Source organism: Herbaspirillum sp. Her4 (assembly GCF_057961335.1).
Genome location: NZ_CM176330.1, coordinates 3,245,657 through 3,272,533 on the forward strand (window position 1 = coordinate 3,245,657; position 26,877 = coordinate 3,272,533).

The following is a 26,877-nucleotide window of genomic DNA, read 5'->3' on the forward strand; positions in this document are numbered from 1 at the left end:
ATGGCGGTCTTATGCAAATCGAAGATCCCAACCAACCGACCACGTTCGAACTCATTGGCGGCGCAGAGAAGCTGCGCGAGATGGTCGACCGTTTCTATGACCTGATGGACCTGGAGCCGGAGTTCGCCGGCATTCGCGCGCTGCATCCGCCTTCGCTGGACGGTTCGCGCGAGAAGACTTACATGTTCCTTTCCGGCTGGACCGGCGGTCCCAGCCTGTACATGGAAAAATTCGGCCATCCGCGCCTGCGGGCGCGCCATCTGCCTTTCCCCATCGGCATCTCCGAGCGCGACCAGTGGCTGCGCTGCATGACCTGGGCCATGCAGGACGTCGGCCTGCCGGAAGACCTGATGAAGCGCCTGCTGGCGGCGCTCTACCAGACCGCCGACTGGATGCGCAACAAGCCCGAGTAACACGCACTGGATTGGTCCCATGTCCCTTTTTGAAATGATCCTCACCGGCCTGGTCGTGGTCGGCGTCGTGCTGCAAGTGCTGATCCTGCTGCGCGGTAGCCAGCGGCAGGAGGACGAGACCGCGCTGGTGATCGAAGACGCGCTGCTGCAGGTCAAGCAGGACCTGCAACGCCATCAGCAGGAGACCGGCGAGCGCATCGAGCGCGAGCTGCGCAGCCAGGTGCAGGCCAGTGCCCAGAGCACGCGCCAGGAACTGGGCGCGAACTTTGCCCATCTGCAGCAGACGCTGGCTACGCAACTGACGAGCGTGGCGGGTTTGCAGAACCAGCAGATCGATGGCTTCGCGCAGCAATTGGTCAAGCTCAACGAAAGCAATACGCAGCAACTGGAAAGCATGCGGCAGTCCATCACGCTGCAGGCCCAGGTAAACCGCGAAGAGCAGGCGGTCTCGCTCAAGCGCTTTGGTGACACCTTGAATCAGCAACTCTCTGCATTGACCGAATCGAACGCCCAACGCATGGCCGAGGTGCGCGCCACGCTGGAAGCCAAGATCAAGGACCTGCAGAACGACAACGCGCAAAAGCTGGAAGAGATGCGCAAGACCGTGGACGAAAAACTGCATGCCACGCTGGAGCAGCGGCTCGGTGAATCCTTCAAGCTGGTCTCGGACCGGCTGGACAAGGTGCACCAGGGCCTGGGCGAAATGCAGCAGCTGGCCACCGGCGTGGGCGACTTGAAGCGCGTGCTGACCAACGTCAAGACGCGCGGCACCTGGGGCGAAGTGCAGCTGGAAATCCTGCTGGAGCAGATGCTCACCCCCGACCAGTACGCCAAGAACGTGGAGACCGTCCCGGCCAGCGGCGAGCGGGTGGAATTCGCCATCCGCCTGCCGGGTGCCAAGGAAGACGCGGGCCAGGTCTGGATGCCCATCGATGCCAAATTCCCCAAGGAACAGTACGAGCGCCTGGTCGATGCCGCCGAGCGCGCCGATGCCGACGGCGTCGCCACCGCCGGCCGCGAACTGGAGCGGGCGGTGCGCGGCGAGGCCAAGACGATTGCGGAGAAATACCTGTCGCCACCGCTGACGACCGACTTCGCCATCCTCTTCCTGCCCACCGAAGGACTGTATGCGGAAGTGATGCGCCGGCCCGGCTTGTCGGATGAATTGCAGCGCACCTGCCGGGTCACCATTGCGGGTCCGTCGACCTTGTCGGCGCTGCTCAACAGCCTGCAGATGGGCTTCCGCACGCTGGCACTGGAAAAGCGTTCGTCGGAGGTGTGGCAGGTGCTGGGCGCGGTCAAGACCGAGTTCGGCAAGTTCGGCGAAGTGCTGGCCGCCACCAAGACGGCGCTGGAGCGCGCGGCCAAGAACATCGACCAGGCCGAGACCCGCACCCGCCAGATGACACGCAAGCTCAAGTCGGTGGAGGCACTGCCGGTGGAGAATGCGCAGAAGCTGCTGGGGACCGGCGAGCTGGATTTGGGCGAGGATGCCGAGGGCGTCTGATTTGCTTCTTCCTTCACCTGCAGAGGTGGCTCAAGCGGCTGGAAAACAGAAGGGACGGCTTGCCGTCCCTTTTTCTTCATCTGCGCCTGAAAGCCGTCATACCAAGCCGTCGAACAGCACCACCGTCACCTCTTCACCAGCGGCCACCTCGCCGCGTTCGTGTTCCAGTTCAATGATGCAGTTGGCGTCCGACATCGAGCGCAGGATGCCCGAACCCTGCATGCCGGTCAGCCGCACTTGCCAGTGACCGTTCTCGTCCGGAGCCAGGATGCCGCGCTGGTATTCGGTGCGGCCGGCCTTCTTGCGGATGGCGGTGGCCGTCTTCACCCGCAGGCGCGGCAGCGGATTGGCTTCGGCACCGGCCAGGCGCAGCAGCGCATCGCGCACGAAGAAGGAAAAACTCACCTGCACCGCCACCGGATTGCCCGGCAAACCGAACAGATAAGCCTCCCGTCCGCGCGAGCGGATGCGGCCGAAGGCCAGCGGGCGGCCGGGGCGCATGGCGATCTTCCAGAACGTCATCTCGCCCAGGCTGGCCATGATCTGCTTGGTGTAATCGGCCGCACCGACCGAGACGCCACCGGAGGTGATGACGGCATCGGCTTCTTCGCAAGCACTGCGGAACGCCGCGTCCAGGGCGGCCGGATCGTCCGGTACCACGCCCATGTCCAGCACTTCGCAACCGAGGCGCGTGAGCATGCCGTGCAGGGTGTAGCGATTGGAGTCATAGACGCAGCCGGCATCGAGCGGCTCGCCGACCGAACGCAACTCGTCGCCGGTAGAGAAGAAGGCCACGCGCAGACGGCGCTGCACCGGCACTTCAGCGATGCCCAGCGAAGCCAGCAGGCCGATGTCGGAGGGCCGCAGCACGCGGCCGCGCGGCAGGGCCACGCTGCCCAGGGCCAGGTCTTCGCCACGCAGGCGGCGATTGTCGCCGGGACGCACGCGGCCGGCAGGCAGGGTCACGCCTTGCGCGTCAGCGTCGGTGGTCAGTTCCTGCGGGATCACGGTGTCGCAACCGTCGGGCATCGGTGCGCCGGTCATGATGCGCACGCAGTGGCCGGGGCCGACGCTGCCGGCGAATTGTTCACCTGCGTGTACCGCGCCGATGATCTGCAGGCGCACTTGCTGGCCCTCGGCCACATCCTCGCCGCGCAGGGCATAGCCATCCATGGCCGAGTTGTCGTGCGCCGGGACGTCGATGCGGGAGATGATGTCGCGCGCCAGCACGCGCGAAAGGGCGCTGCGGATGGCCAGCTTTTCCACGGCCTCGACGGGCGTAATGAATTCCTGGATCACGGCTTGCGCGCGTGCCACCGTCATGGCGTTGGGGTCATAGCCGCTGATGCAGCTGACGATGTCGTGGAGTGTGGCGGTGTGGGTCTCGGTCATTGTTCTGCTTCGAGCTGTTGCAAATCCAGCCCGGTATTGATGTTGCTGAAGGCGCGCTCGTCGGGGAAATCCACCTCGACGCAATCAAGGCTGGCAAACCAGCGGTCCATCTTGCGTTGGCCGGTGGCCAGGAAGGCGTCCAGCGAAGCGCGCGTACTGGTCTGAAGCAGCGAGCATACAGGATGCCGCTGGCGCCCGTGTACGCCCTCGGTGACCGCGATGGCGGCCTGTGCGCCGCTGGCGGTGAGGGCGTCGTACAGGTGCGCTACCAGGTCATAGGGGATCAGCGGCGAGTCGCACGGGGCGGTGGCCAGCAGCGGGGTGTGGCAATGGGCCAGGCCGCATTGCAGACCCGCCAGCGGGCCGGGGAAATCCCCCTGCAGGTCATGCCAGACCGGGTAGCCGAAACGGGCGTACTCCAGCTGGGAGCGGTTGGCGTTGATCGCCAGCGTACCGACCTGCGGTGCCAGGCGTTCCAGCACATGCTGCACCAGCGGCTTGCCATGCAGGACTTGCAGGCCCTTGTCCACGCCGCCCATGCGCGTGCCACGGCCACCGGAAAGTACCAGGCCGGTGATGTGGCTGGCGGCGGTGGCGGGGGAAGACATGGTACGGAAGAGGACGGAGCAGGGCAGACGTGCCGGATCAGCCGCCGATGTAGGACATCTCGACCTTGCGCGCCGGAGTCGCCTGCATGGCGCTGCGCAGCTCGGAATAACGGTCGCCGCGCTGGCCCCAGAGGGCGGCGATGGCACCGGCAATCTCGGCATCGCTGCTGCCATTGCGCACCAGGCTGCGCAGGTCGTGGCCTTCGCTGGCGAACAGACAGGTGTAGACCTTGCCTTCGGTGGAGAGGCGCGCGCGTGAACAGTCCTGGCAGAAGGCCTGGGTCACGCTGGAGATCACGCCGATCTCGCCGCTGCCATCCACATAGCGCCAGCGCTCGGCGGTCTCGCCGGTGTAGTTGGGGTCGGCCACTTCCAATGGCATCTCGTCAGCGATGCGGCGGACCACTTCGCGCGAGGGCAGCACTTCGTCCATGCGCCAGCCGTTGGAAGAGCCCACGTCCATGTACTCGATGAAGCGCAGGATGGCCGGGCTGCCCTTGAAGTAGCGCGCCATCGGCAGGATCTGGTCGTCGTTGACGCCCTTCTTGACCACCATGTTGATCTTGATCGGACCGAGTCCGGCGGCGTGCGCCGCTTCAATGCCTTCCAGCACGCGCGCCACCGGGAAATCGACGTCGTTCATGCGGCGGAAGCTCTCGTCATCCAGCGAATCCAGCGATACCGTCACGCGCCTGAGCCCGGCCGCCTTGAGCACCTGGGCCTTTTGCTTCAGCAGCGTGCCGTTGGTGGTGAGGGTCAGGTCGATTTCTTCGCCCTCCGGGGTGCGCAGGGCGGCCAGCATGGCGATCAGGGTCTCGATGTTCTTGCGCAGCAGCGGCTCGCCGCCGGTCAGGCGGATCTTGCGCACGCCATGCGCCACGAACTGGGCTGCCACGCGGGTCAGCTCTTCGAAGGTCAGCAGGTCCGAGTGCGGAAGGAACTGGTATTGCTTGTCGAAGACATCCTTGGGCATGCAATAGACACAGCGGAAATTGCAGCGGTCAGTGACCGAAATGCGCAGGTCGTGCAGCGGACGCCCCAGGCTGTCGCCCAGCCAGCCGGTCGGCTCGACCGCAACCGGCGTCAGCAAGCCGGCCGCAGTGGCGATCGGGGCTTGCCGGACATCGACGATGGGGATGACGCGCTTGTTCATACGATCTGACGATAAAAGGTGTGTAACGATAGCACGCCTGAGGCCGCCGCGCAGATGCACAATCATGCATATAGTGTATGCGCGCAACTGCATCTCGCGCCTGCCGCCGCCCGCCGTGCGGGCCTGCTGGCATCTGGCTTGCAGCGCCATCGTAAGCTGCCGCGACTGTATCGTGACGGCGAGCGGGCAACTGTCACCAAATAGGAGGTCGTTTGCCGATGGGCGGTGAAGGCAAAGGCTTCATCTGGAAACCGATAGACATGAAAAAGGGAGCCGAAGCTCCCTTGTTCATTGCCGATATTGACAGCGTCCGGACCACCCTGCGGCAGGGTGGCCGGAACCCTACTTAACGGCGGGTTTCGACCTGCACCAGCGGTTCGGTCGACTGCGGCGGCAGCGGCTTGCGCTCGCGCGGCACGTGCGGTGCCGGGACGAAGGCAGCAGCGGCTTCCTGGGCCGCGCGCAGCTTGACCGGGTCCGTGGTGGCCAGGGTCAGGCCGGCTTGCGACAGCATCTGCTCCAGCGACTCCGAACGGGCAGCGTTGCCGGTGCTGGCCGCCACTGCGGGGGCAGGGGCAGCAGGGGAAGCCGGTGCGGCTTCAGCCACCACCGGAGCCGGTTCGACGGCTACCGGTACCGGGCTGGCTTCGACGGCGTCCAGCAGGCTGATCTGTTGCGGCACGGCCGGGGCTGCGGGCGCAGCGTGCACCACCTCGACCGGGGCTTCCGATGCGGCCGGAGCAGCAACGGGGGCCTGCACCGGCTCGAAGGCCGGGGTCGGGGCGAAGCTGGCATCGATCGACGGGGCCGCCGGTTCGATGGCCGGCTGGTTCGAGAACACGGCCTGGGTCGCTTCGGCAGCGGCAGCGGCGACGGCTTCCACCGAGTTCACACCGCTTTCCACGTGCACGGCAGCTTCAGCCGGGGCTTGTTCCGGGACCGGGGAGGCGGCGAACGAAGCTTGCGCCACAGCGGCTTGGGCCACTTCCACCGGAGCCGCCGAAGTCTCGGCAGCAACGGTCTCGACGTTCACGCCGGTAGCAGCGGCGCTGGCCACGACTACGGTGTCGACGCCTTCGGCGGCTTCGGATTGCTCCGATCCTTCACCTTCGCCGTTGTCGATCACGTTACCGTTTTCATCACGTTCGCGACGATGACGGTTGCGGCCACCACGGCGACGACGACGACGCGGCTCGGTGCCGCCTTCGGCAGCTTCCGCACCGTCGACGCCATCAGCGCCTTCGGAACCTTCGACTTGAGCAGCTTCCACCTTGGCGGCTTGCTCGTCATTGGACAGGGCCACGGCACCTGCAGCAACCGCTACGCCTGCGGTGGCTGCACCGGCAGCCAGAGCGGCTTCCAGCGGCAGGCCTTCCTCGGCCTTGGGGTCCTTGCGTTCACCACGCGGGGCGCGCGGTTCACGCGGCTGGCGCGGTTCACGGCCTTCACGACCCTCGCGCGGCTCGCGGCCTTCGCGCGGTTCGCGGGGCTCACGGGCTTCACGCGGCTCGTTGCGGCGGGCTTCCTTCGGTTCCTGGCCTTCGCGGGCTTCGCGCGGCTCACGGCCCTCGCGCACTTCACGGCCTTCACGCGGTTCGCGACCTTCCTTGGGTTCGCGCGGACCACGAGGCGGGCGAGCCTGCTTGGCTTCCGCAGCATCGCCGGTCTTCAGTTCGACGGCCGGGCCGCGGGGTGCACGCTGCTCTGCATTGCGCTCGCCACGTTCGGCGCGATCGCCACGCTCACCGCGTTCACCACGGTTGCGGTTGCGGCCATTGCGGTCGCCGCCACGGCCATTGCGATCACCTTCGCGCTTGGCCGGCGCCTTGGCTTCGACCGGGGCCGGCACTTCCACCGGAGCAACCGGCTTCTTGCGGAAGAAGGCGAAGATCTTGCCCAGCAGACCCGATTCCGGCGCCAGGGTCGGCGGCGGCACGGGGGCAGCCACCGGTTCCGGTGCCTTGCGTTCGACGATCGGGGCCGGCTGGTCGGGGGTGATGCCCTTGACCACGGCTTCCTGGCGCGGACGCTCTTCTTCCTTCTGGCGCTTGCTGTAGCCGATGTCGGTATCGGCTTGCTCGGCCATGGTGTAGCTGGCTTGGGCGTCGTCCAGGCGCGGATCGTCGTGCTTGATCCGTTCCATCTTGTAGTGCGGGGTTTCCAGGTGCTTGTTGGGGATCATGATGACGGTGACGCGATGGCGCGTCTCGATCTTCAGGATTTCGCCCCGTTTTTCATTGAGCAGGAAGGCGGCCACGTCCACCGGCGCTTGCACGTGGATGGCGGCTGAATTTTCCTTCATCGCCTCTTCCTGGATGATGCGCAGCACCTGCAGGGCGGAGGATTCGGTATCGCGGATGTGGCCGGTGCCGTTGCAACGCGGGCAGGTCACGTGGCTGCCTTCGGACAGCGACGGACGCAGGCGCTGGCGCGACAGTTCCATCAGGCCGAAGCGGGAGATCTTGCCCATCTGAACGCGGGCGCGGTCGTGGTGCAGGGCGTCCTTCAGACGGCCTTCCACTTCGCGCTGGTTCTTGGAGTTCTCCATGTCGATGAAGTCGATCACGATCAGGCCGCCCAGGTCGCGCAGGCGCAACTGGCGGGCCACTTCATCGGCGGCTTCGAGGTTGGTGTTGAAGGCGGTGGTCTCGATGTCGCTGCCACGGGTGGCGCGCGCCGAGTTCACGTCCACCGACACCAGGGCTTCGGTGTGGTCGATGACGATGGCGCCGCCGGAAGGCAGCGGGACCGTACGCGAGTAGGCGGTCTCGATCTGGTGTTCGATCTGGAAGCGCGAGAACAGCGGCACGTCGTCGCGGTAGCGCTTGACGCGGTGAACCATGTCCGGCATCACGTGGGCCATGAACTGCTGGGCCTGGTCGTGGATGTCGTCGGTATCGATCAGGATTTCGCCGATGTCGGGCTGGAAGTAGTCGCGGATGGCGCGGATGACCAGTGACGATTCCTGGTAGATCAGGAAGGCGCCCGAGCCGGACTGGCCGGCGCCTTCGATGGCGCGCCAGAGTTGCATCAGGTAGTTCAGGTCCCACTGCAGTTCATCGACGTTGCGGCCGATGCCGGCGGTACGGGCGATGACGGACATGCCGTTGGGCAGGTCCAGCTTGTCCATGGTTTCGCGCAGTTCCTGGCGGTCTTCGCCTTCGACACGGCGCGACACGCCGCCACCGCGCGGGTTGTTGGGCATGAGCACCAGGTAGCGGCCGGCCAGGGAGATGAACGAGGTCAGGGCAGCGCCCTTGTTGCCGCGTTCTTCCTTCTCGACCTGGACGATGATTTCCTGGCCTTCGCGCAGCGCTTCCTTGATGCTGGCGTTGCGGACGTCAATGCCTTCCTTGAAATAGGTGCGGGCCACTTCCTTGAAGGGCAGGAAGCCGTGGCGTTCTTCGCCGTAGTTGACGAAGCAGGCTTCCAGCGAGGGCTCGATGCGGGTGATGACGCCCTTGTAGATGTTGGACTTGCGCTGCTCGCGTCCGGTGGTTTCGATGTCGATGTCGATCAGTTTCTGACCGTCAACGATCGCTACGCGCAGTTCTTCCTGCTGCGTGGCGTTGAACAACATACGTTTCATGTTTTCACTCCGGGATCCGAAGATCCTTCAAATGGCCCGTCCGTATGTGGTAGCGGGCCAAAAGTACAGGGGATGTACGCGAGAACGAAGTGATTGGGGAGGGAATTGCCTTGATTGTGTGAGTGCGCCTTAGCGGGCGCTCCAGCACAAGGGGGCGCGGATGCGGCAGACGGGAACGCCGGGCAGCACCGTATCCGCGCCGCGCGCTCCGCCATAGGCGGTCGCGCAGGCAACTGCGGACGGTAAGCTGGTCTGTGGAGCCAAACGTAACATGGTGATGGGTTGGCGACGGCGATCGGGTTCTGTTGCATCAACCGGCAAGCTTCGCGATGCTTCGGCCAGGACTGCGGCATGGCCCGGGCAATGCGCTGCATGAGGGGCGGGCGGATGAGCCTGCCGCCGGATGCGCTGCAAGATACTGCTTTGCCGGGGGCTGTGCGCTGCGGACCTGAACCGGAACACCGGATGCGAGTCTTGCCAGACTTTTATCCTGATGATCCAAACAATTCTGTTCCACTTCCAGGCGCGCTGTCCGATTGCAACTGCGGTGCAAACTGGAATCGCGCAGGGAAGGTGCGTACTCGTTTCGAGGCCTTTACGTGGACCAGGCAAGCGACATGATCGGCTGTATTGTCAACCGTTGCAGCGCTTTTATTGCGTCTGCGATGCCGCGCGTCGTGGTTTTCGGGGCCCCCTCCGTCTATTTTGCAAATGAGCGAGGCTGACGAAGTCTCCTCTTGTGTAGAATGTTCCTTTTTATTCTACTGACGCTGATTTTTTGTTCAGCGTCGAACGATTATATATTCAAAATGAAGGACTTAGCGAGATTTTCTAGGGGGGCTTCTGAAAGCGCCGCAACCGCGCCTGCCTCCCGGAGCGAAGCCGCCTCGCAGAACCTTCCCCAGGTGCAGTTGCTGACCATTTCCGACGAAGAAGCCGGGCAGCGGATTGACAATTTCCTGCTGCGTATCTGCAAGGGTGTTCCCAAGAGCCATATCTACCGTGTCCTGCGTTCGGGCGAGGTGCGCGTCAACAAGGGCCGCATCGACCAGACCTATCGACTGGCCGAAGGGGACGTGGTGCGCGTGCCGCCAATACGAGTTGCCGAGAAACAAGAACAGGTGGTCCCCGGCGCGGAATTCCGCATCCTGCTGGAAGACAGCCACATGCTGGTCATCGACAAGCCGGCCGGCGTGGCCGTGCACGGCGGCTCGGGCGTGAGTTATGGCGTGATCGAACAGCTGCGTGCGGCGCGGCCGCAGGCCAAGTTCCTGGAACTGGTACACCGCCTGGACCGCGATACCTCGGGCGTGCTGCTGATCGCCAAGAAGCGTTCGGCCCTGACCAACCTGCACGACCAGATGCGCGAAGGCACCACCGACAAGCGGTATTTCACGCTGGTGCAGGGCGACTGGAAGAATGCCCGCCAGCACGTGAAATTGCCGCTCTTCAAGTACAGCACTCCGGACGGCGAGCGCCGCGTGCGCGTGCAGGCCGATGGCCAGCCTTCGCACACCATCTTTTCGCTCTTGCGCCGCTTCGGTGAATTTGCCCTGCTGGAAGCTGAACTGAAAACCGGCCGCACCCATCAGATCCGGGTGCACCTGTCTTCCAGCGGTTTCCCCATCGTGGGCGATGACAAGTACGGCGATTTCACTTTGAACAAGTCGCTGCAGAAGGCCGATGGCAATCGCGTGGCCTTCAAGCGCATGTTCCTGCATGCCTGGCGCATCAGTTTTCGCCATCCGGAAAGCGGCGAGACAGTCACCCTCAAGGCCGGCCTGCCCGAGGAATGCGCGCGTTTCCTGCGCAGCCTCGAAGGCGGCGCCGAGGGCGACCTGCTGCCCCACAACATGCTGGCCGGAACCGAAGAGTGAAGGGATGCGCGCAGACGGCCGGGATGTGATACTTTCTGCCCGGCATTAACAGAAACGCATGCTCATCTGGCAATTGCCACAATGGCAACCGAGTCGGAAGCATGCCAGCGGAAAGAGCTCAGCACATGGCAAGAAAGCAATTCGACCTGATCGTCTTCGACTGGGACGGCACCCTGATGGACAGCACCTCGACCATCGTGCGCTGCATCCAGGCGGCCGCGCGCGACCTGGGGCTGCCCATTCCCGACAAGAGCGCGGCCTCCTACGTGATCGGCCTGGGTTTGCAGGACGCGATGCAGGCCGCCATTCCGGATGTGGACCCGAAGTACTATCCACGCATCGTGGAGCGCTATCGCCATCACTATCTCGGGCAGGACAAGGACCTCACGCTCTTCGAGGGCGTGCCCGAGATGCTGGCCGACCTGTCGCAGCAGGGCTATTTCCTGGCCGTGGCCACCGGCAAGAGCCGGGTGGGGCTGAACCGGGCCATGAACAGTACCGGCCTGCTCTCCAAGTTCGATGCCACGCGCTGCGCCGATGAAACCTTCTCCAAGCCGCATCCGGCCATGCTGCAGGAACTGACCCGCGAACTGGGCCAGGACATGCACCGTACCGTCATGATCGGCGACACCACTCACGACCTGCAGATGGCCATCAACGCCGGAGCCAAGGGAGTGGCGGTGGAGTTCGGCGCGCATCCGCCGCAGCAGCTGCAGACTTTGGCGCCTCTTTATTCAGCCCGCTCCATCCGCGAGCTGCATCAATGGCTCAATGACCACGCCTGAAGCGGCTTGCCATGACGACGCCTGAAGAAATCTTCATTTGCCCCTCAGCCGCCCTCCAGGAGGGCGGTCTGGGCAAGCGCTTCCCGGTGCAGGTGCATGGGGATGAGACCACTGGCTTCGTGGTGCGCTATGGCGGCGTGGTGTATGGCTATCTGAATCGCTGCGCCCATGTGCCGATCGAACTGGATTGGGCCGAGGGCGAATTCTTTGAATCCAGCGGCCTGTATCTCATGTGCGCAACACATGGCGCGGTTTATGCGCCCGATACCGGAAAATGCGCAGGCGGACCTTGTACCGGTGCGCATTTGCGTAAGATCATGGCGGTGGAACGCGACGGCCAGGTGTTTTGGCGTCCGGATGACATCGTCCAGCCCGTCGAGGCATGAGCTTCGCGGAAAAAACCAGTGCAGCGCGATGGCGCTGCCCAGAGTGAGCCTATGAGCAACAACGAATCTGACAACCCGCAAGACCGCCCCCCTCAGTCTTCCTCGTCTTCCCCGGCCTCCCCGCCGCCTGCTGCACCGTCTTCTTCCATCCCCGCCAGCGTGCGCGAGGACAAGAAGAGCGGCTGGGAGCGCGACGTCCTGGAAAAGCTGGCCCTGTTCGCCGTCAAGGAACAGCGCGCCCGCCGCCGCTGGGGCATCTTCTTCCGCATCGCCATCCTGGTGGTGATCGTGCTGGGCGGCTGGATGGCCTTCACCTACAACAAGATCGAGAGCGAGCCGCTGGGCACCCATACTGCCCTGGTCGAGATTCGCGGCACCATCGAATCCGAAGGGCAGGGCTCGGCCGGCGTGGTCATTCCGGCGCTCGACAAAGCCTTTGCGGCCAGCGACTCGGTGGGCGTGATCCTGAAGATCAACAGCCCCGGCGGCAGCCCCGTGCAGGCCGGCATGATCAACGACGAGATCACCCGCCTGCGCAAGGCCTATCCCAAGAAGCCGATCTACGTGGTGGTGGAAGAGATGTGCGCTTCCGGCGGCTATTACATCGCCGTGGCGGCCGACAAGATTTACGTCAACAAGGCCAGCCTGATCGGTTCGGTGGGCGTGCTGATGGATGGCTTCGGCTTCACCGGCCTGATGGACAAGCTGGGCGTGGAGCGCCGCCTGCTGACGGCGGGCGAGAACAAGAGCTTCCTCGATCCCTTCAGCCCGCAGAGCCCCAAGCAGCGTGAATACGCGCAATCGATGCTGCAGGAGATCCATCAGCAGTTCATCGAAGTGGTGCGCCAGGGCCGTGGCACGCGCCTGAAGGAAACCCCGGATACCTTCTCGGGCCTGGTGTGGACCGGCTCCAAGGCCGTCGAACTGGGCTTGGCCGATGGCTATGGCACGGTCGACAGCGTGGCGCGTGACGTGATCAAGGCCGAGGATGTGGTGGACTACACCCAGACCGAGAATCTCTCCGAACGCGTGTTGAAGAAGTTCGGCGTGGCCTTCGGTGCGGGCTTTGCCAAGACCTTGATGTCAGCGCCGTTGTCGCAGTTGCGCTGAGCGAGTCCACAGCTTCCAAGCAAAAGGCCGGTTGCTGATGCAACCGGCCTTTGTTTTTTTGCGATGCTTATTCCCCCAGCAGCAGGAACACCGTCGGCTTCTTGTGGAAGTCCGGCGCCTTGTTGGCAGTCAGCGCCGCCTTCCATTGCGTGGCGGTCTGCGTGCGTACCGTTTCGGTGGGCAGCGAAAGATCGGTCGCCACACAGATCAGCGTGCCCGGCTGGCAAGACTGCGCCAGCGCTTCCAGCATGGCACCGTTGCGATAAGGCGTTTCGATCAGCAGCTGGGTCTGCTTCTCCTTGCGGGAACGATCCTCCAGCTGGCGGATGCGCTTGCTGCGTGCCTCGGCGTCGGTGGGCAGGTAGCCGTTGAAGGCGAAGCTCTGGCCGTTCAGTCCGCTGGCCATCACCGCCAGCAACAGGGACGACGGCCCGACCAGCGGTCGCACCTGGATGCCGTGCTGATGCGCCAGGCGCACCAGGTTGGCACCGGGGTCGGCTACGGCCGGCACACCGGCTTCCGAGATCAGGCCACCGTCGCGGCCTTCCAGCAGCGGTGCCAGCAAGGCGGGCAGGGCGGCGGAAGGCGTGTTGACGTTCAGTTCGCTGATCTGGATTTCCTGGATGGGCTTGGCCAGTGCGGTGCTGCTGCCCAGAAGCTTGAGGAAGGCACGTGTGGTCTTGGCGTTCTCGGCCACGAAATAATCCAGGCGCGCCGCGATGGCCTGCACCTGGCGCGGGATGATGGACTCCAGCGGATGCAATGCGTCAGTGTCGGCGGGAAGCTCGGTCGTTCCCAGCGTGTTGGGAACCAGGTAAAGAATGCCGGGCATGGAAGGGAAAATGGGATAAATTGTATAAAATAATATGTGCAACGCAGCACGACTTCGCTGAGCCGCCATTCTACAGGGTGCAAGCTGTCATCAAAGTGTAATGCGCGGCCATTATCTTGTCGGCTGGGAGACAGGATGCGGTTTAAATTATTTAGCAATTGCTGCGTGCCGCCCGGCCCGGAGCCTTTGCGAAAGGAAATGCATGTTTGCTGCGGTAGATCTCGGTTCCAACAGTTTTCGCTTGCATATCGGCAAGTACGAGGACGACAGCATACGCGTCATCAAGAGCGCGCGTGACCCCATCCGCCTGGCGGCGGGCATCGACAAGAGCGGCAACCTCACGCCGCAGGCCTGTCAGAGCGCCATCGATTCGCTGACCCGTTTTCGCTCCGTCCTGCGCGACTATCCGCTGACCGCCGTGCGGGTGGTGGCCACCAATACCTTGCGCGTGGCCAAGAATGCCGCCGAGTTGTTGCCGGAACTGGAGCGCGCCATCGGTTATCCGGTCGAGATCATTTCCGGCGAGGAAGAAGGGCGCCTGATCTACATGGGTGTGGCCGGCGTGCTCGCCGATGCGGGCGAAGAACGCATGGTCATCGACATCGGCGGGGGTTCCACCGAAGTCATCCGTGGCTTGGGCGAACATATCCGCCACGTTGAATCCTTCGGCATCGGTACCGTCAACCAGAGCCTGGCCTTCTTCCCCGATGGGGCGATCACGGCAGCGGCCTTCGAGCGCGCCATCATCTCTGCGCGTTCGCATGTGGAAGATGCGGTGCACCTCTTCAGCTTCGATGCGGCCAGCGTCAATGTGTATGGATCTTCTGGCACCATGCGGGCCATCGCTGATACCATCCGCCGCAACAGCATGGGCGATGGCCGTGTCACGCTGCCCAGCCTGGCCGACCTGATGCAGCGGCTGATCGATTTCGGCCACGTCAGCCAGATTTCACTCGATGGCATGAAGCCGGACCGCGCCGGCGTCATCATGGGTGGGCTCGCCGTGCTGATCGGTTTCATGCAGGAGTTCGGCATCGAGGTCATCACGCCGGTGGAAGCCGGCCTGCGCATGGGTGTGATGTGGGACCTGCAGTTGCGCGCCACCAAGGCCGATCGCCGCGACCGTTCGGTGGAAGAATTTGCTCGCCGCTTCCACGTCGATGCGGCACGCGCCCATGGCGTGGCCGATACGGCGCTGGGCTTTTTCGAGAGTTTGAAACCGGCCACTGATTCGTATGTGCGCTATCTCTACTGGAGCGCGTTGCTGCACGAGACCGGCCTGGTGGTCTCGCCGACCGGGTATCACAAGCATTCGGCCTACATGATCGCCAATGCCGACATGCCCGGTTTCACCACGCGCGAGCAGCGCCTGATGAGCACGCTCATCCTCGGGCAAAAGGGCAACCTCAAGAAGATCAGCGAGATGCTGGCCGATGTCGATTTCGCCAAGGCAGTGTTGGCCTTGCGGCTGGCGGTGATGTTCCGCCATGCGCACATCACGCTGGACCTGGAGAAGGTGCGGGTCAAGCTCAAGAGCCGCATCGACCTGGAGATTCGCCGCGATTACATCAAGGAGCATCCGAGCATTTCCTTCTGGTTCCAGAAGGAGCAGGAATGGTGGGCCGGCATCGGTGTGGACTTTGCGGTCAAGGTCATCTGATTTCTTCTCTTCGTCTCTGAAACGCCCTTGCCGAGCGGCTGCCGGCAAGGGCGTTTTTCATGGCGGCCTGCGCGATGTGCATACGCGCAGATGATAATGCTTCTTGTTTGTGCTATAGTCGCCAGCGGTCTATGAACCGCACTGCCATGGCGTTAGCGCCATGCGCCCACAACGAGGCGATCCCGAGATCGCCCACTGCGACAGCCAAGTCCGATATCCCTGGACCGCCTTCCGCGCCAAAAGAAAACGCCGTTTCCACGACGGCGGTCGTTCACTCTTTTTGAAAAGGATGGTCCATGTTCCACCGTCAACTCGCCGTCGGCGCCGTGCTGGCTGCCATTGCCGCTTCCAGCTTCGCGCAGGAGAAGGTCATCAATCTCTATTCGGCGCGCCACTACCAGACTGACGAAGCGCTCTACGCCGATTTCACCAAGGCCACCGGCATCAAGATCAACCGGGTCGACGGTGACGATGCAGGCATTCTCGCGCGCTTGAAGAGTGAAGGCGCTTCCAGCCCGGCCGACGTGATCCTGCTGGTGGATGCGGCCCGCCTGTGGAAGGCGCAGAGCGAGGGTCTGTTCCAGCCGGTCAAGTCCAAGCTGCTCGATGAGCGCATCCCTGCCAACCTGCACAGCAAGGAAGGCAGCGACGGTACGCAGTGGTTCGGTTTCTCCACCCGTGCCCGCGTGATCGTCTACAACAAGGCCAGCGTGAAGCCGGAAGACGTGGATACCTATGAAGCCCTGGGCGACCCGAAGAACAAGGGCAAGCTGTGTACCCGCAGCGGTTCGCACCCTTACAACGTGTCGCTGTTCGGCGCATTGCTGGAACATGACGGCGCGGCCAAGACCGAAGCCATTCTGAAGGGCATGGTCGCCAACCAGGCGCGCCAGCCGGTCGGTGGCGATACCGACCAGATCAAGGCGGTCGGTTCGGGTGAGTGCGGCGTGGCCATTTCCAATTCTTATTACGTGGCGCGCCTGCTGCGTTCCACCAAGCCGGAAGATGTGGCGCTGATGGAAAAGGTTGGCATTGTCTGGCCCAACCAGAAGAGCTACGGTGCGCACGTCAACATCGCCGGGGGCGGTGTGGCCAAGAACGCGCCCCACAAGGCTGAAGCCGTGCAGTTCCTGGAATACCTGGCCAGCGATTCGGCGCAGCGTTATTTTGCTGAAGGCAACAATGAGTGGCCGGCCGTCAAGAGCGTAAAGACCGAAAACCCGGCACTGGTGAAGATGGGGCCGTTCAAGGCCGAAGTCATCAACGTGGGCGCGGTCGGGGCCAACCAGCAGAAGGTGTTGCAGATGCTGGATCGCGTGGGCTACAAATAAACAGAATCATTCATATCCTTGCGTGAAGGCCGGTCCGCGTGATGCGCGGACCGGTTTTTTTTATCTTTTCAGCGCGGCGGTACGCGGGTCTTTGCCCTTCAGAAATCCCAAGAGCCGATGAACTGATCAGGAGAAAAATCGTCTCATCCCCGTTATTGCAGTTACGCTTAATGCAACCTGTAGCAGGCGTTTCAAGCAAGTGCATTGACTATCGCTTGCATTCAGAAATATCTGGCGAGCCACCACAATGTTGTGTTGCCGGCGATAAATCAAGAAACCTGCATATCGATGTTTCCGGACCTTTAACGATTGCTCATGAATCCCATACAGCAAGCTTTGTCACACTTTCGTCGCGAAATACTGGATGCCATTACGGCCGTCAAGCGGCAACAGCCGCTTTCTTGCATTCATTTGGTGTATGCCCCTGAGCTGGCTGACCCTCTTGAATTGCTGGGTGACGGCAAACGTGACGTTGCATTCATCAAGCCGGCCATGCTCAACGTCGCCGGCTGGCATGAAGATGCATGTCCGCGCCTCATCACGCTGGATTGCCGCCGCGTCGCAGCCTATATGCTGGAAACCGATGTCGGCATGGATGACCCCTTGATGGAGAGCAGCATTTCGCAGTCGTATGCGGAAACGCTGCTCCGGCAGCGGGTCAACATACTGCAGACCAATGACGATCCCGGACAGGCTCAGCGGGCGGTATGTGGCTGGATAGTCAGCACCGATACTGCCGCACAGATCGCTGCGCGCATCAGTGCCTCCTCCAGCGGAGTGGACATTCACCGGCGCAGATCCTCGGTACGTTGGTACAACCCGGATTATCTGGAGGTGCTCTGGCCTACGCTCACCACCGCCCAGAAACAGAACCTGCTGGGGGAGGGCGTGTGGATCGCCCATGATGGCAATGGCAGACTCAAGACATATGCCTCTGAGCATGAAGCTGAATTGAGCCCATTGCCGTCCTCCGCTGTTCGACTGGACTCAATGCAGTGGCTGCAACTGGAGAACATGCCACTGGTGCAGCAACTGCTCCAGCAGTGGAACAACCTATGCCACGAAACTGCCCGCCCCCTCCAGCCGGACGCCCGGGAGCAGCTACACCAATGGGTGCACCGTGCACGACAGAGTGGACTCGATGGTGAAGACATCGCGGTCTATGCCATTACCGCCATGCAGATGCCCATTGGCTTTGCAGAGGATGCCGAGTTGATTGCAGCAGTAAGGAACGCGGTGTAGCAGGGTGACAAACTAAGCCAGAGCCTGCCCGCCTTATTGGACCGTTATTGGACAAAGCGCGCGCTGAAGCAGCCAGAGAACTAAATCGGTTGGGAGGGATGACAACATGATTTTAGGAAGAACAACATGCTTGATGAAGCAGCGGCAGAAACCCAACAGCAAGTCGCCAACCACACCATCAACGCCATCGCCGGGACGCCGCCACTGAGCGCCAAGGCTGCGTGCCAGGCCTGCCATCGTGCGGACTTGCAAATCCAGGTGGTCACGCCCTCGGTGGTTGCGGAAGTGCACGCACAAGCCTTGCGTGATGCGGGCTACGCGTGGGCGCCGAGTTTTGATGCAGAATTTGCCAGCATCAAACGCGAAGCCACGGTGCCCGTGGCCCGCGTTGCGCGCGCCGGTTATATCAAACTGTACTTTGCGCACAATGAGCGCTGGGATGTCTGGCAAGTGATGGACAACGGACTGACCCGCAAAATCATGCATCAGGTCAATGTGAAGCAGTACGCCAAACTGCAAGACAGTTTTGTCAATGCGCCAGAACCCAAACAATGTTCGCGTGGCGGCGCCAATTTGCCGGCGCACCTCATCAGTATCGCTGGCGCCAAGAACATCGCTACCGTGTGGCTGGCCTATACGCCGCGCCTGTGGTCGGCCAGCGTGCTCCAGCAGTATGCAGCGAACCCCTTGGTGGATGTGCCCGGCCCCGATGGCAAGCCGGCTGGCAAAAAGAAGCTCAGGGACTTGCGCGGACGTGAACTGCATCCTCAAAAAATCGTCATGCAAGGCGAGTTTCCCAAGACCGGATGCCTGCCGCTCGATGCGGCATCGCTGGAGCACAACGTCGCAGACTTTGTGAAAGAGGCCAGCCCTGCGTATAAAAAAGCGTTTGAGCTGGCCTTGCGCCCGCTCGACAGTGTCCGCTTCGGACAAGCGCAAGCCTTTGAAAGCGCCGTGCGTACCGCGGAAAAAATCGATCATCCCAGCCTGTACCTCAATAAGTCGCTCTTGCTCATGTTGCCGGATGACGTGGGCGTCATCGAGCAGCTCAACCACTTGCGGCTGTGTGCTGTAGAAGCGCAAAAGGCATGGGTGGCGGGTGCCCCCAATTCCCATGGGAAAGACCATGATGCATTGCGAAGCTGGAAGTTGCGTTCGGCCTTGCACGTCGAAATGATCGAGCACTGGGTTTTTTCAGCAAAGCTCGGTTACCAGAAAGAGCTGCGCAACGCCGGTGGCTATCGGGAACATCTGACGATTACCGAAGAAGAGTTGCAACAGATGCGTGCCCGGGAGCGTTCAACCGGAAAACCGTATTACCCGGCAGGTACCACCATCACGGCCAACGGTAGCAATCCCGTGACATACCGGGTCACGCTGCCGGAAGCACGAGTGCAACAAGGTTTGGAAGGGATTGCCAGATCCAACAGCCAAGCACGCATCGACCGCTATCACGGCAAGCTGCGCATGGCTGAACTGAATCAATTCCGTGATGAATTCAAGGCGGAACTGGAGCAATGGCAAGCCCATATCGCCAAGTTTGACAGCGACTACGTGCAGTGGTTGACCGCTGCTCCCTTGGCCGTCACCGTGCGTCACGACTTCAATCAGCAGTTATCGCTCATCAAGCCCCAAGCCGCCCACGGCACAGCGCGGCAGCAGGTCGAGGAGTACCTCGACCATCTGGGCGCGCAGGAAAAAATATGGGGTGGTGGTGCCATTACAGCCATCACCGTCAAAGAGCTCGCCAAAGCCTATGGCAAAGACCCCGAAGCGCCAGCCACATGGATCGACAAGGCGATGCTGGAGCCGTGGGGCCTGTTCAGCGCCATCAAAAGCGACCCGGGCAAGCACAAAGACACGGCTGAAAAGATCAATGGACTGATCGGAGAGTTGCCCGAGGTCATGCAAGAGGCCCTGCGCGCTCGACATGAAAAGCATGAAGCGCATATTCATAGCCTGCTCCAGGTGCAGCAGCAAGCCGCTCAGTTGCAAGCCGTCATGCTGGACCCGCAACGGGCCAAGCAACTCGGGGCTGCACTGACAACAACGGAAAAAGTCATGCAAGCATTTGCTGTGCATATCCGCACGGCGGCCATCATGAACATCATGCTCAACCCCGGCGCAGAGCGGTATGTCACCATCGCGGTCAAACTGCCGACCGGGGAAACACTTGATGCGATGGCAGCAGGCCTTCGTCCCAGAACTTTTGAAACCACTCTTGAGACCAAAAGCAGCACCAACCGTCAGACCCGCCGCCAAAGCCGCAACACGCTGCGCAAGCTCAGCGTCCATGACACCCCCGCGCTACAGCTTGCCGAGTTTCAGCCGCTGATGTTGACCGAGGCCAAACTGGCAGAACTCACCCGCCAAGCCATCCGGCAAGGCGAGGAGCTGGTCGACGTGGTGGCCGAAGGCACCTTGGGCAAACTATCGCACAGCTTCAAGCTGCCCAAGTCCACGGCACTCCATCTGATCCAGGAGCAGGCCAGCTTTGCCCAGGCCAGCAAGAAAGCCTTCTGGTCGCGCCAGGGCGGTGTGGTGGCGATCGTGGGGTTCTTTCAGACTCGGGCATTGCTCAGTGCATTGAGCAAACTCCAGGACGAGGAAGGCTATGCCTACGCCGATACCTTGATGTCCGTGATGGGCAGCAGTGCGGGCTTGTTCGAGGGTGGCTTTGGCCTGGCGGCTGCGGTGTTTGAAATCAAGGCCTCTGGTAGCAAGCTGGTGTTGGCCAGCCGCATTGCGGCGGCAGCGTCCTTGCGGTTGGTGGCGGGGGTTGCTGGGGCGGCGAGTTCGGGGTTTGATGCTGTTGCTGCGTTTGCGAAATACAGATCTCGTTCGGCAAGAGGGGATATTTCCGCATCAACTGGATATGCAGCAAGCGCGGTATTTTTTGCAATATCATCGGGTACGCTATTTGGGGGCAGCGCTATTTCCTTTGCCAATGCTACGGTAGCCCGCTTTGCTGTTTCTCGGCTTGTAGTCGTCCGTCTTGGCGGTGCGGCAGCGGCTGAACTACTGGGAGCCTCGCTCACAGGCATTGGCATTGTGGTAGGAGTTCTTGGTTTTGCAGGCATGTTGTATGCAGAGAGTTTGGAAGATGATCTTAATGAAGTCTTCCTCAAGCGCAGCTATTGGGGCAACGGTGAACGCAGTGAAGGTAAGTTCGCAGCCTCCGAAGAGCCACAAAACAAGAGCGATGCCGAAGCCATGATTCGCTGGGCACAGCGTGGTTTGGCCGCCGAGGTCGATGGTTTCAATGCCCTTTCCGTGGGGGTCAAAGCCACGCTCACATGGCACACCAACTATGTCAGTGCCGACGTGCTGGAGGCCCGTATCGAAGCCAGTGCGGGTGACGAAAGCCATCGCGTGGCCTACAAGCTGATACCTTCTTCCGCCAGCGCACTTCCACAAACAGATGGCGTAGCCCCCATGACGCTAGATAAAGACAGTGGACACTACGTATTCAGCCTCAAGCTGCCGCTAGAAACGCCGTCATGGAAAGCCGCAGAGTCTGTGCGGTTTACCTATACGATATATGACCTTCGTACCCGGGTGCCCATCGCGCAAGATACCTTGGAAGTCAAGCGCGGCTAAACCGATACGAACTATTTTTATGAGTAAAAGGTGATGAGTAAGGGTGACCGCAAAGCCGCACGCATTGCACAGCGTGCGCAACAAGAAGGTGCACAAGGTAAGCCCTATGGTTCGTTCGAGCCAGGTGGCTCAGCTGCCAATGAGAGTGACTTTGTGCTGTACGACTGGACAGGACAAACCGCCAGCGATGCATTTTTTGCGCTGCATAATGATCCTGCTTTTAAAGGCTTTGGCACCGATGCAGTACTACTGCCACCGCACAGTTTGAGTGTGAGCCGCGCCCCCCATACTGGTGGCTCGGTGATCGAAGCCTATCCGCATGGTTTGGCTTACGCCGATCAGATTGCGGGGATGGTTGGAATGGCAGCATTTGGCGCATTATTTATGCAGTTACCCCTCTTCGGTCTTTTGTTTTATCTTTTTGCATCCGTTTACCAAGATGCGAGAATGGGCATTGGGATTACGCTATTCATATTTTTGGGGCTGATAGTTAACGGAACTATTTGCTATTTTTTGATTCGCTGGGACATTACCGGCTACCGCTACGCCCCTGTACTCTTTGACCGTGCCGCAGGCAAGGTGCATGTGTTCTTTGACCAAACACTGTTGTTTCGCTGGCTACCGCTGTGGGGTGGTGGCAAGTACGAAATCCAGACCTACGAATGGTCTTGCATACGCGGCCAGGTGACACGCTCTCGCGTGTTCACGGGCAACACTGCGCAAGAACTCGCTTCGCTTTCTTGTGTGGTGGTGCGTGGTCCACAAGATCCCACGGTGGTGGCCCAGTTTGAAGTGGGTGGTAGCACCAATGCATTGGCAGTACAGCTACTGCTAGACCGTTGGGAACATGTGCGCCGCTTCATGGAACATGAAGGGCCTCTCTTTGTGCAAGATGATGGTCCGTATGTGCCTCCGGCTACGCAGTCATTGTGGGGCGCTTTGTGCTGGGGTCAACCGCTCATTGGTCCGGGAAGGCATGCACCGAGTGTCGGCATGGTGCTGGCGCAAATCTTTACGGCGTTTTTTGTATGGTTCACCGTTCCATTTGGGCTGGTGGGTTGGTTGTGCTTCCACATCAAAGACAAACCTAAATGGCCAGCGGAAATTCTGGCCAGCGTCGGGGGTAATCCACTCAGGGGGAAAGACCTGGAGGCTTGGCGCGGTGTGGTGCCTGCATCCAACCTTGAGTCAGAAAAATCAAAAAGCGCGTAGTTGATTTGTATTGAAAATTGCCCCCGGCCAGCAGGTGGTTTTTAGCGTTATTCAGATATCATTCCGAGATAGCCAAGCCCAACGTCTTTGGTAAGAGTTAAATTTCTCATCAAAAAGGTCCGCGTGATTTGTCAATGGATTGGGAGTGAGTCTTCCAGAATAAACTCCGTGAACCCCATTTGGCGCATAGATCTCCAGATTCCCGGAGCTCACCGAAACGCCCAAACAAGCCTCCAGCATCAAAAATCTATCGATGCCATCCTTTGCTGAATTTGATTTTGGATAGTCATATCCAAAATATTCCCGATACCACAAGTGAACACGGGCCTGATTTTTTACCTCTATCTTTACGCCGAGATTTCCTAAAATTTCATCGGCTTTGCGTTGCTGAAGTATTTCTCCCTCTTCCGACAAATCATGAGGGTCGAAGTAGAAGATATCGTAATCTTTGATATTGGATTCTGGCGCAGTTTGTGCGAGCACATTCCAAACAGTTTGGAACAAGCACCCGGCAACCAACCACGCATCCTTCAATGCAAGCTGATCAAGAGACTCAAGTATGGCTGCGTTGTATTTGTTTAAAAGGATATCTCGGGCAAATTTTTCGGACAGATTCATATCAAAGATCTACCAAAAATGGCTTGCCGGAAATTCTGCTAAGCGAGTGGCAAGCCACCGTAGGTGATGAATACTAAAAAGATTTAAAAAATTTAAATCATTTATTTTTGAATGGAGCCGGCGCTTCTGATATGCGGGCCGGCTTTTTTGCACATCTTCAGCGCGGCGCATCCCGGAAGGGATTGTGTTCGTTCAACTCCGAGATATAGCCATCGATGCCATTGCTCTCGCGCGAGAGGAAATGTTCCACCGCATCGTAGAACCCCGGATGCGCCAGCCAGTGCGCCGACCAGGTCTTCTGCGGCAGGAAGCCGCGCGCCATCTTGTGCTCGCCCTGGGCGCCGCCTTCGAACCAGGTGATCTTCTCGGCGATGCAGAATTCCAGCGGCTGGTAATACGCCGTCTCGAAATGCAGGCAGGGCACGTGTTCCAGCGCGCCCCAGTAGCGGCCGTAGAGCGTATCGGCGTCATACACCGTCAGGGATGATGCGATCGGCTCATCCCCCCGCAGCGCTACCGTCAGCAGCAGGTGCTGCGGCATGGTTTCACCGATGCGGCGGAAGAAATCCAGGTTCAGGTAGGGCGTGGAATAGTGCGCCGCATAGGTGTGCCGATAGCAGCGGTTGAAGAAACGCCAGTGCGCCTCCGTGATCTCGGCCCCGCGCAGCCAGACGAAGCGCACGCCTTGCTCGGCCACCTTGCGCCGTTCGGCCAGGATGTTCTTGCGCTTCTTGCGGTCCAGCGTATCGACGAATTCCGAAAAATTGCCATACCCTTCATTGTGCCAATGGAACTGCACGCCGCTGCGCAGCAGGTATCCCGCGTCAGCCAGCTGCTGCGCCTGTTCCGGCGGGGGATAGAGGATATGCGTGGAGGAAACTTCATTTCGCTGCTGCAGCGCCCGTAGCGCGGCCACCAGTGCGCCGCGTGCGGTGTCGTCGATGGCCATCAGGCGCGCACCGCGTACCGGCGTGAAGGGGATGGCCGAGAGCAGCTTGGGGTAGTACTCCACGCCATGCCGCTGGTAAGCCTCGGCCCAGGCCCAGTCGAAGACGTATTCGCCATACGAGTGAAACTTGCGGTACAGGGGCAGGGCGGCCACCAGTTGCTCCTGCTGGCCCTCGCCCTGCCACAGCGTCAGGTAATGCGGCTCCCAGCCGGACTCGGGACTGGCGCTGCCGCTCTCATGCAGCGCATGCAGGAAGGCATAAGAAAGGAAGGGATTGCCCTCGGCCTGGGCGGCCACCAGCGCATCCCAGCGGGCCGGGCCGATCTCGGCCAGAGAAGAAACGATTCGCGTGCGATAATCCATGGACTGCGAGTGACCTGCGAAAGTTGGCGCGGCCCTCGGCCCCGCTGGAACAGGCATTCTACGCAAAATGAACAGAACGCGTCGCCGCCATGGCGAAGAGTACGGAGTCCAACACACGCTATGCCTAGCCCCTTCTTCAATCTCTACAACCACGGTTTCGCCCGCGTCGCCGTGGCAGTGCCGGACTGCAAGGTGGCCGATCCCGGCTTCAACGCCGAGCGCACCATCGCCCTGGCCGAACAGGCCGCCGCCCGTGGTGCGGCCCTGGTGTCCTTCCCCGAACTGGGCCTGTCGGCCTACAGCTGCGAAGACCTGTTCCAGCAGCGCGCCTTGCTTGAGGCTTCGCTGCAGGCGCTGCAATCGGTGCTGCAAGCTTCCCTGCGCATCGCCCCGGCACTCATCGTCGGCCTGCCGCTGAAGGTCGATCACCAGCTCTACAACTGCGCGGTGGTCGTGCATGCCGGCCGCATCCTGGGCGTGGTGCCCAAGAGCTACCTGCCCAACTACAGCGAATTCTACGAAGCGCGCCAGTTCAGCAGCGCCGATTGCGCCGTCACCCGCCGCACCCGCCTGCTGGGCCAGGACGTGGACTTCGGCAGCCATGTACTGTTCGAGATCGGCAATATCCCTGACTTCCGTTTCCATATCGAGATCTGCGAAGACGTATGGGTGCCGATCCCGCCGTCCTCCTTCGCCGCGTTGGCCGGTGCCACCGTGCTGGTGAACCTGTCGGCTTCCAACATCGTGGTCGGCAAGTCGGGTTACCGCCATCAGCTGGTGTCGCAACAATCGGCGCGCTGCCTGGCAGCCTATCTTTATTCGTCGGCGGGCAATGGTGAATCCACCACCGACCTGGCCTGGGATGGCCAGGCCCTGATCTGCGAGAACGGTGAACTGCTGGCCGAGTCCGAGCGCTTCGCCGAAGGCGGCCACGTGATCTATGCCGACATCGACCTGGAACGCCTCTCGCGTGAACGCTTCCACCAGACCACCTTCGGCCAGTCGGTGCGCCGCCATGCGGAAGAAGTGCGCCGCTTTGAAGTGGTGCGCTTCGACGTGCAGGTGCCGCTGGACCAGGATTTGCCGCTGCAGCGCCGGGTCGCGCGCTTCCCCTATGTGCCGGCCAATGCCGAACAGCGCGAACTGCGTTGCCGCGAGGTCTACAACATCCAGGTGCAGGCCCTGGTGCAGCGCCTGTCTTCCTCGAATATCAAGAAGGTCGTCATCGGTGTTTCCGGTGGCCTCGATTCGACCCATGCGCTGCTGGTCTGCGCCAAGGCCATGGACAAGCTGGGCCTGCCGCGTTCCAACATCCTGGCCTATACCATGCCCGGCTTTGCCACCAGCAGCCGCACGCTGGTGCAGGCGCATCAGCTGATGGCGCAGGTGGGGTGTTCGGCGCAGGAGATCGATATCCGTCCCAGCTGCGAACAGATGCTGAAGGACCTGGATCACCCGTATTCACGCGGCGAGCCGGTCTATGACATCACCTTCGAGAACGTGCAGGCCGGCGAGCGCACCAATCACCTGTTCCGCCTGGCCAATCATCACGGTGCCATCGTCATCGGGACCGGCGACCTGTCCGAACTGGCGCTGGGCTGGTGTACCTATGGCGTGGGCGACCACATGTCGCATTACAACGTCAACGCCAGCGTACCCAAGACCCTCATCACGCACCTGGTGCGCTGGGTGGCGGAATCCGGTTCGCTGGAACTGAAGCAGCCGGAAGTGCTGATCCACATCCTCGAAACCGAAATCAGTCCGGAACTGGTGCCGGGCGCCTCCGACGGCGAACCGGGCCAGCGTACGCAGGATTTCATCGGCCCTTACGAGCTGCAGGATTTCAATCTCTACTACATCTTGCGCTACGGCTTCACGCCGGCGAAGGTGGCCTTCCTGGCGCACAGCGCCTGGCAGGACCGCAGCATCGGCCATTGGCCCGATGGCCTGCACGGTGCGCGTAACCAGTACAGCTTGCCGCAGATCAAGAAAAACCTGGGCATCTTCGTCTATCGGTTCTTCAAGACCAGCCAGTTCAAGCGCTCCTGCGTGCCCAATGCCCCCAAAGTCGGCTCGGGCGGCTCGCTCTCACCGCGTGGCGACTGGCGCGCGCCCAGCGATGGCGAGGCCACGGTCTGGCTGCAGGATCTGGAGCGCATTCCCGATCTGGAGGCCTGAAAATCGGCTTTTTATGGCCCGGCGGGTTCAAGAAGGTTGAAAGCCGGGCACGCCTGATTGACAATGTGCAAG

Annotated in this window: 19 protein-coding genes; 12 read left to right on the forward strand and 7 right to left on the reverse strand. The window is 61.4% G+C overall.

Annotation, left to right across the window (positions count from 1 at the left end):
- Positions 1 to 11: 11 nt before the first annotated feature.
- Entirely contained in the window at positions 12 to 413 is a 402-nt protein-coding gene (locus ACWFUC_RS14650; RefSeq protein ID WP_034339751.1) for a group II truncated hemoglobin, read from the forward strand.
- A 19-nt stretch (positions 414 to 432) separates the two neighbouring features.
- Entirely contained in the window at positions 433 to 1,920 is a 1,488-nt protein-coding gene (locus tag ACWFUC_RS14655; RefSeq protein WP_489625281.1) for a DNA recombination protein RmuC, read from the forward strand.
- Positions 1,921 to 2,016: 96 nt separating this feature from the next.
- Here the strand turns inward: ACWFUC_RS14655 and moeA are convergent, their stop codons facing one another.
- The 4 genes from moeA to ACWFUC_RS14675 all read right to left on the reverse strand — a co-directional run bounded on the left by moeA (position 2,017) and on the right by ACWFUC_RS14675 (position 8,662).
- A complete protein-coding gene (gene moeA / locus ACWFUC_RS14660; protein ID WP_489637207.1) occupies positions 2,017 to 3,312 on the reverse strand; it encodes a molybdopterin molybdotransferase MoeA in 1,296 nt (431 codons plus the stop codon).
- Positions 3,309 to 3,920, reverse strand: coding sequence for a molybdenum cofactor guanylyltransferase MobA (mobA, locus tag ACWFUC_RS14665; protein ID WP_489625283.1), 612 nt, complete (start codon positions 3,918 to 3,920; stop codon positions 3,309 to 3,311). The genes moeA and mobA overlap by 4 nt, the downstream gene beginning before the upstream one ends.
- Before the next feature lie 37 nt (positions 3,921 to 3,957).
- Positions 3,958 to 5,073: a GTP 3',8-cyclase MoaA gene (gene moaA / locus ACWFUC_RS14670; protein WP_310839569.1), complete on the reverse strand. Its 1,116-nt coding sequence runs from the start codon at positions 5,071 to 5,073 to the stop codon at positions 3,958 to 3,960.
- 346 nt (positions 5,074 to 5,419) lie between these two features.
- Positions 5,420 to 8,662 carry an Rne/Rng family ribonuclease gene (locus tag ACWFUC_RS14675; RefSeq protein WP_489625284.1) on the reverse strand — a complete coding sequence of 1,081 codons (3,243 nt, stop codon included), beginning with the start codon at positions 8,660 to 8,662 and terminating at the stop codon, positions 5,420 to 5,422.
- Positions 8,663 to 9,471: 809 nt separating this feature from the next.
- Between ACWFUC_RS14675 and rluC the strand changes: the two genes are divergently transcribed.
- The 4 genes from rluC to ACWFUC_RS14695 all read left to right on the forward strand — a co-directional run bounded on the left by rluC (position 9,472) and on the right by ACWFUC_RS14695 (position 12,820).
- Positions 9,472 to 10,539 carry a 23S rRNA pseudouridine(955/2504/2580) synthase RluC gene (rluC, locus tag ACWFUC_RS14680; protein ID WP_088754288.1) on the forward strand — a complete coding sequence of 356 codons (1,068 nt, stop codon included), beginning with the start codon at positions 9,472 to 9,474 and terminating at the stop codon, positions 10,537 to 10,539.
- A 125-nt stretch (positions 10,540 to 10,664) separates the two neighbouring features.
- The gene (locus tag ACWFUC_RS14685) at positions 10,665 to 11,324 is read left to right on the forward strand and encodes an HAD-IIIA family hydrolase (RefSeq protein WP_034331648.1); all 660 of its coding nucleotides are present in this window, start codon (positions 10,665 to 10,667) and stop codon (positions 11,322 to 11,324) included.
- 11 nt (positions 11,325 to 11,335) lie between these two features.
- Complete coding sequence (locus ACWFUC_RS14690) at positions 11,336 to 11,710, forward strand: Rieske (2Fe-2S) protein (protein ID WP_034332207.1); 375 nt, start codon at positions 11,336 to 11,338, stop codon at positions 11,708 to 11,710.
- 51 nt (positions 11,711 to 11,761) lie between these two features.
- Positions 11,762 to 12,820 (forward strand): S49 family peptidase, encoded by a 1,059-nt coding sequence (locus ACWFUC_RS14695; RefSeq protein WP_034332211.1) that lies wholly within the window; start codon positions 11,762 to 11,764, stop codon positions 12,818 to 12,820.
- 67 nt (positions 12,821 to 12,887) lie between these two features.
- Here the strand turns inward: ACWFUC_RS14695 and ACWFUC_RS14700 are convergent, their stop codons facing one another.
- The gene (locus tag ACWFUC_RS14700; protein ID WP_489625285.1) at positions 12,888 to 13,652 is read right to left on the reverse strand and encodes an SAM-dependent methyltransferase; all 765 of its coding nucleotides are present in this window, start codon (positions 13,650 to 13,652) and stop codon (positions 12,888 to 12,890) included.
- 202 nt (positions 13,653 to 13,854) lie between these two features.
- Here ACWFUC_RS14700 and ACWFUC_RS14705 point away from each other — a divergent pair, with 202 nt between their 5' ends.
- From ACWFUC_RS14705 to ACWFUC_RS14725, 5 genes are all read left to right on the forward strand, one after another.
- Complete coding sequence (locus tag ACWFUC_RS14705) at positions 13,855 to 15,312, forward strand: Ppx/GppA phosphatase family protein (RefSeq protein WP_489625286.1); 1,458 nt, start codon at positions 13,855 to 13,857, stop codon at positions 15,310 to 15,312.
- Positions 15,313 to 15,608: 296 nt separating this feature from the next.
- Positions 15,609 to 16,643 carry an extracellular solute-binding protein gene (locus ACWFUC_RS14710; RefSeq protein ID WP_134135179.1) on the forward strand — a complete coding sequence of 345 codons (1,035 nt, stop codon included), beginning with the start codon at positions 15,609 to 15,611 and terminating at the stop codon, positions 16,641 to 16,643.
- 315 nt (positions 16,644 to 16,958) lie between these two features.
- The gene (locus ACWFUC_RS14715) at positions 16,959 to 17,885 is read left to right on the forward strand and encodes a hypothetical protein (protein ID WP_489625287.1); all 927 of its coding nucleotides are present in this window, start codon (positions 16,959 to 16,961) and stop codon (positions 17,883 to 17,885) included.
- 126 nt (positions 17,886 to 18,011) lie between these two features.
- A complete protein-coding gene (locus ACWFUC_RS14720; protein ID WP_489625288.1) occupies positions 18,012 to 21,485 on the forward strand; it encodes a T6SS effector BTH_I2691 family protein in 3,474 nt (1,157 codons plus the stop codon).
- A gap of 33 nt (positions 21,486 to 21,518) precedes the next feature.
- Positions 21,519 to 22,697: a DUF6708 domain-containing protein gene (locus ACWFUC_RS14725; RefSeq protein ID WP_489637208.1), complete on the forward strand. Its 1,179-nt coding sequence runs from the start codon at positions 21,519 to 21,521 to the stop codon at positions 22,695 to 22,697.
- A gap of 51 nt (positions 22,698 to 22,748) precedes the next feature.
- Here ACWFUC_RS14725 and ACWFUC_RS14730 read toward each other — a convergent pair whose 3' ends face one another.
- Entirely contained in the window at positions 22,749 to 23,315 is a 567-nt protein-coding gene (locus ACWFUC_RS14730) for a nucleotidyltransferase family protein (protein WP_489625290.1), read from the reverse strand.
- Between the two features lie 157 nt (positions 23,316 to 23,472).
- Positions 23,473 to 24,627, reverse strand: a complete 1,155-nt coding sequence (locus ACWFUC_RS14735; RefSeq protein ID WP_489625291.1) for a GNAT family N-acetyltransferase — start codon at positions 24,625 to 24,627, stop codon at positions 23,473 to 23,475.
- 120 nt (positions 24,628 to 24,747) lie between these two features.
- On the opposite strand from ACWFUC_RS14735, the gene ACWFUC_RS14740 reads away from it, so the two are divergent.
- Positions 24,748 to 26,805 carry an NAD(+) synthase gene (locus ACWFUC_RS14740; RefSeq protein ID WP_489625292.1) on the forward strand — a complete coding sequence of 686 codons (2,058 nt, stop codon included), beginning with the start codon at positions 24,748 to 24,750 and terminating at the stop codon, positions 26,803 to 26,805.
- Positions 26,806 to 26,877 lie beyond the last annotated feature (72 nt).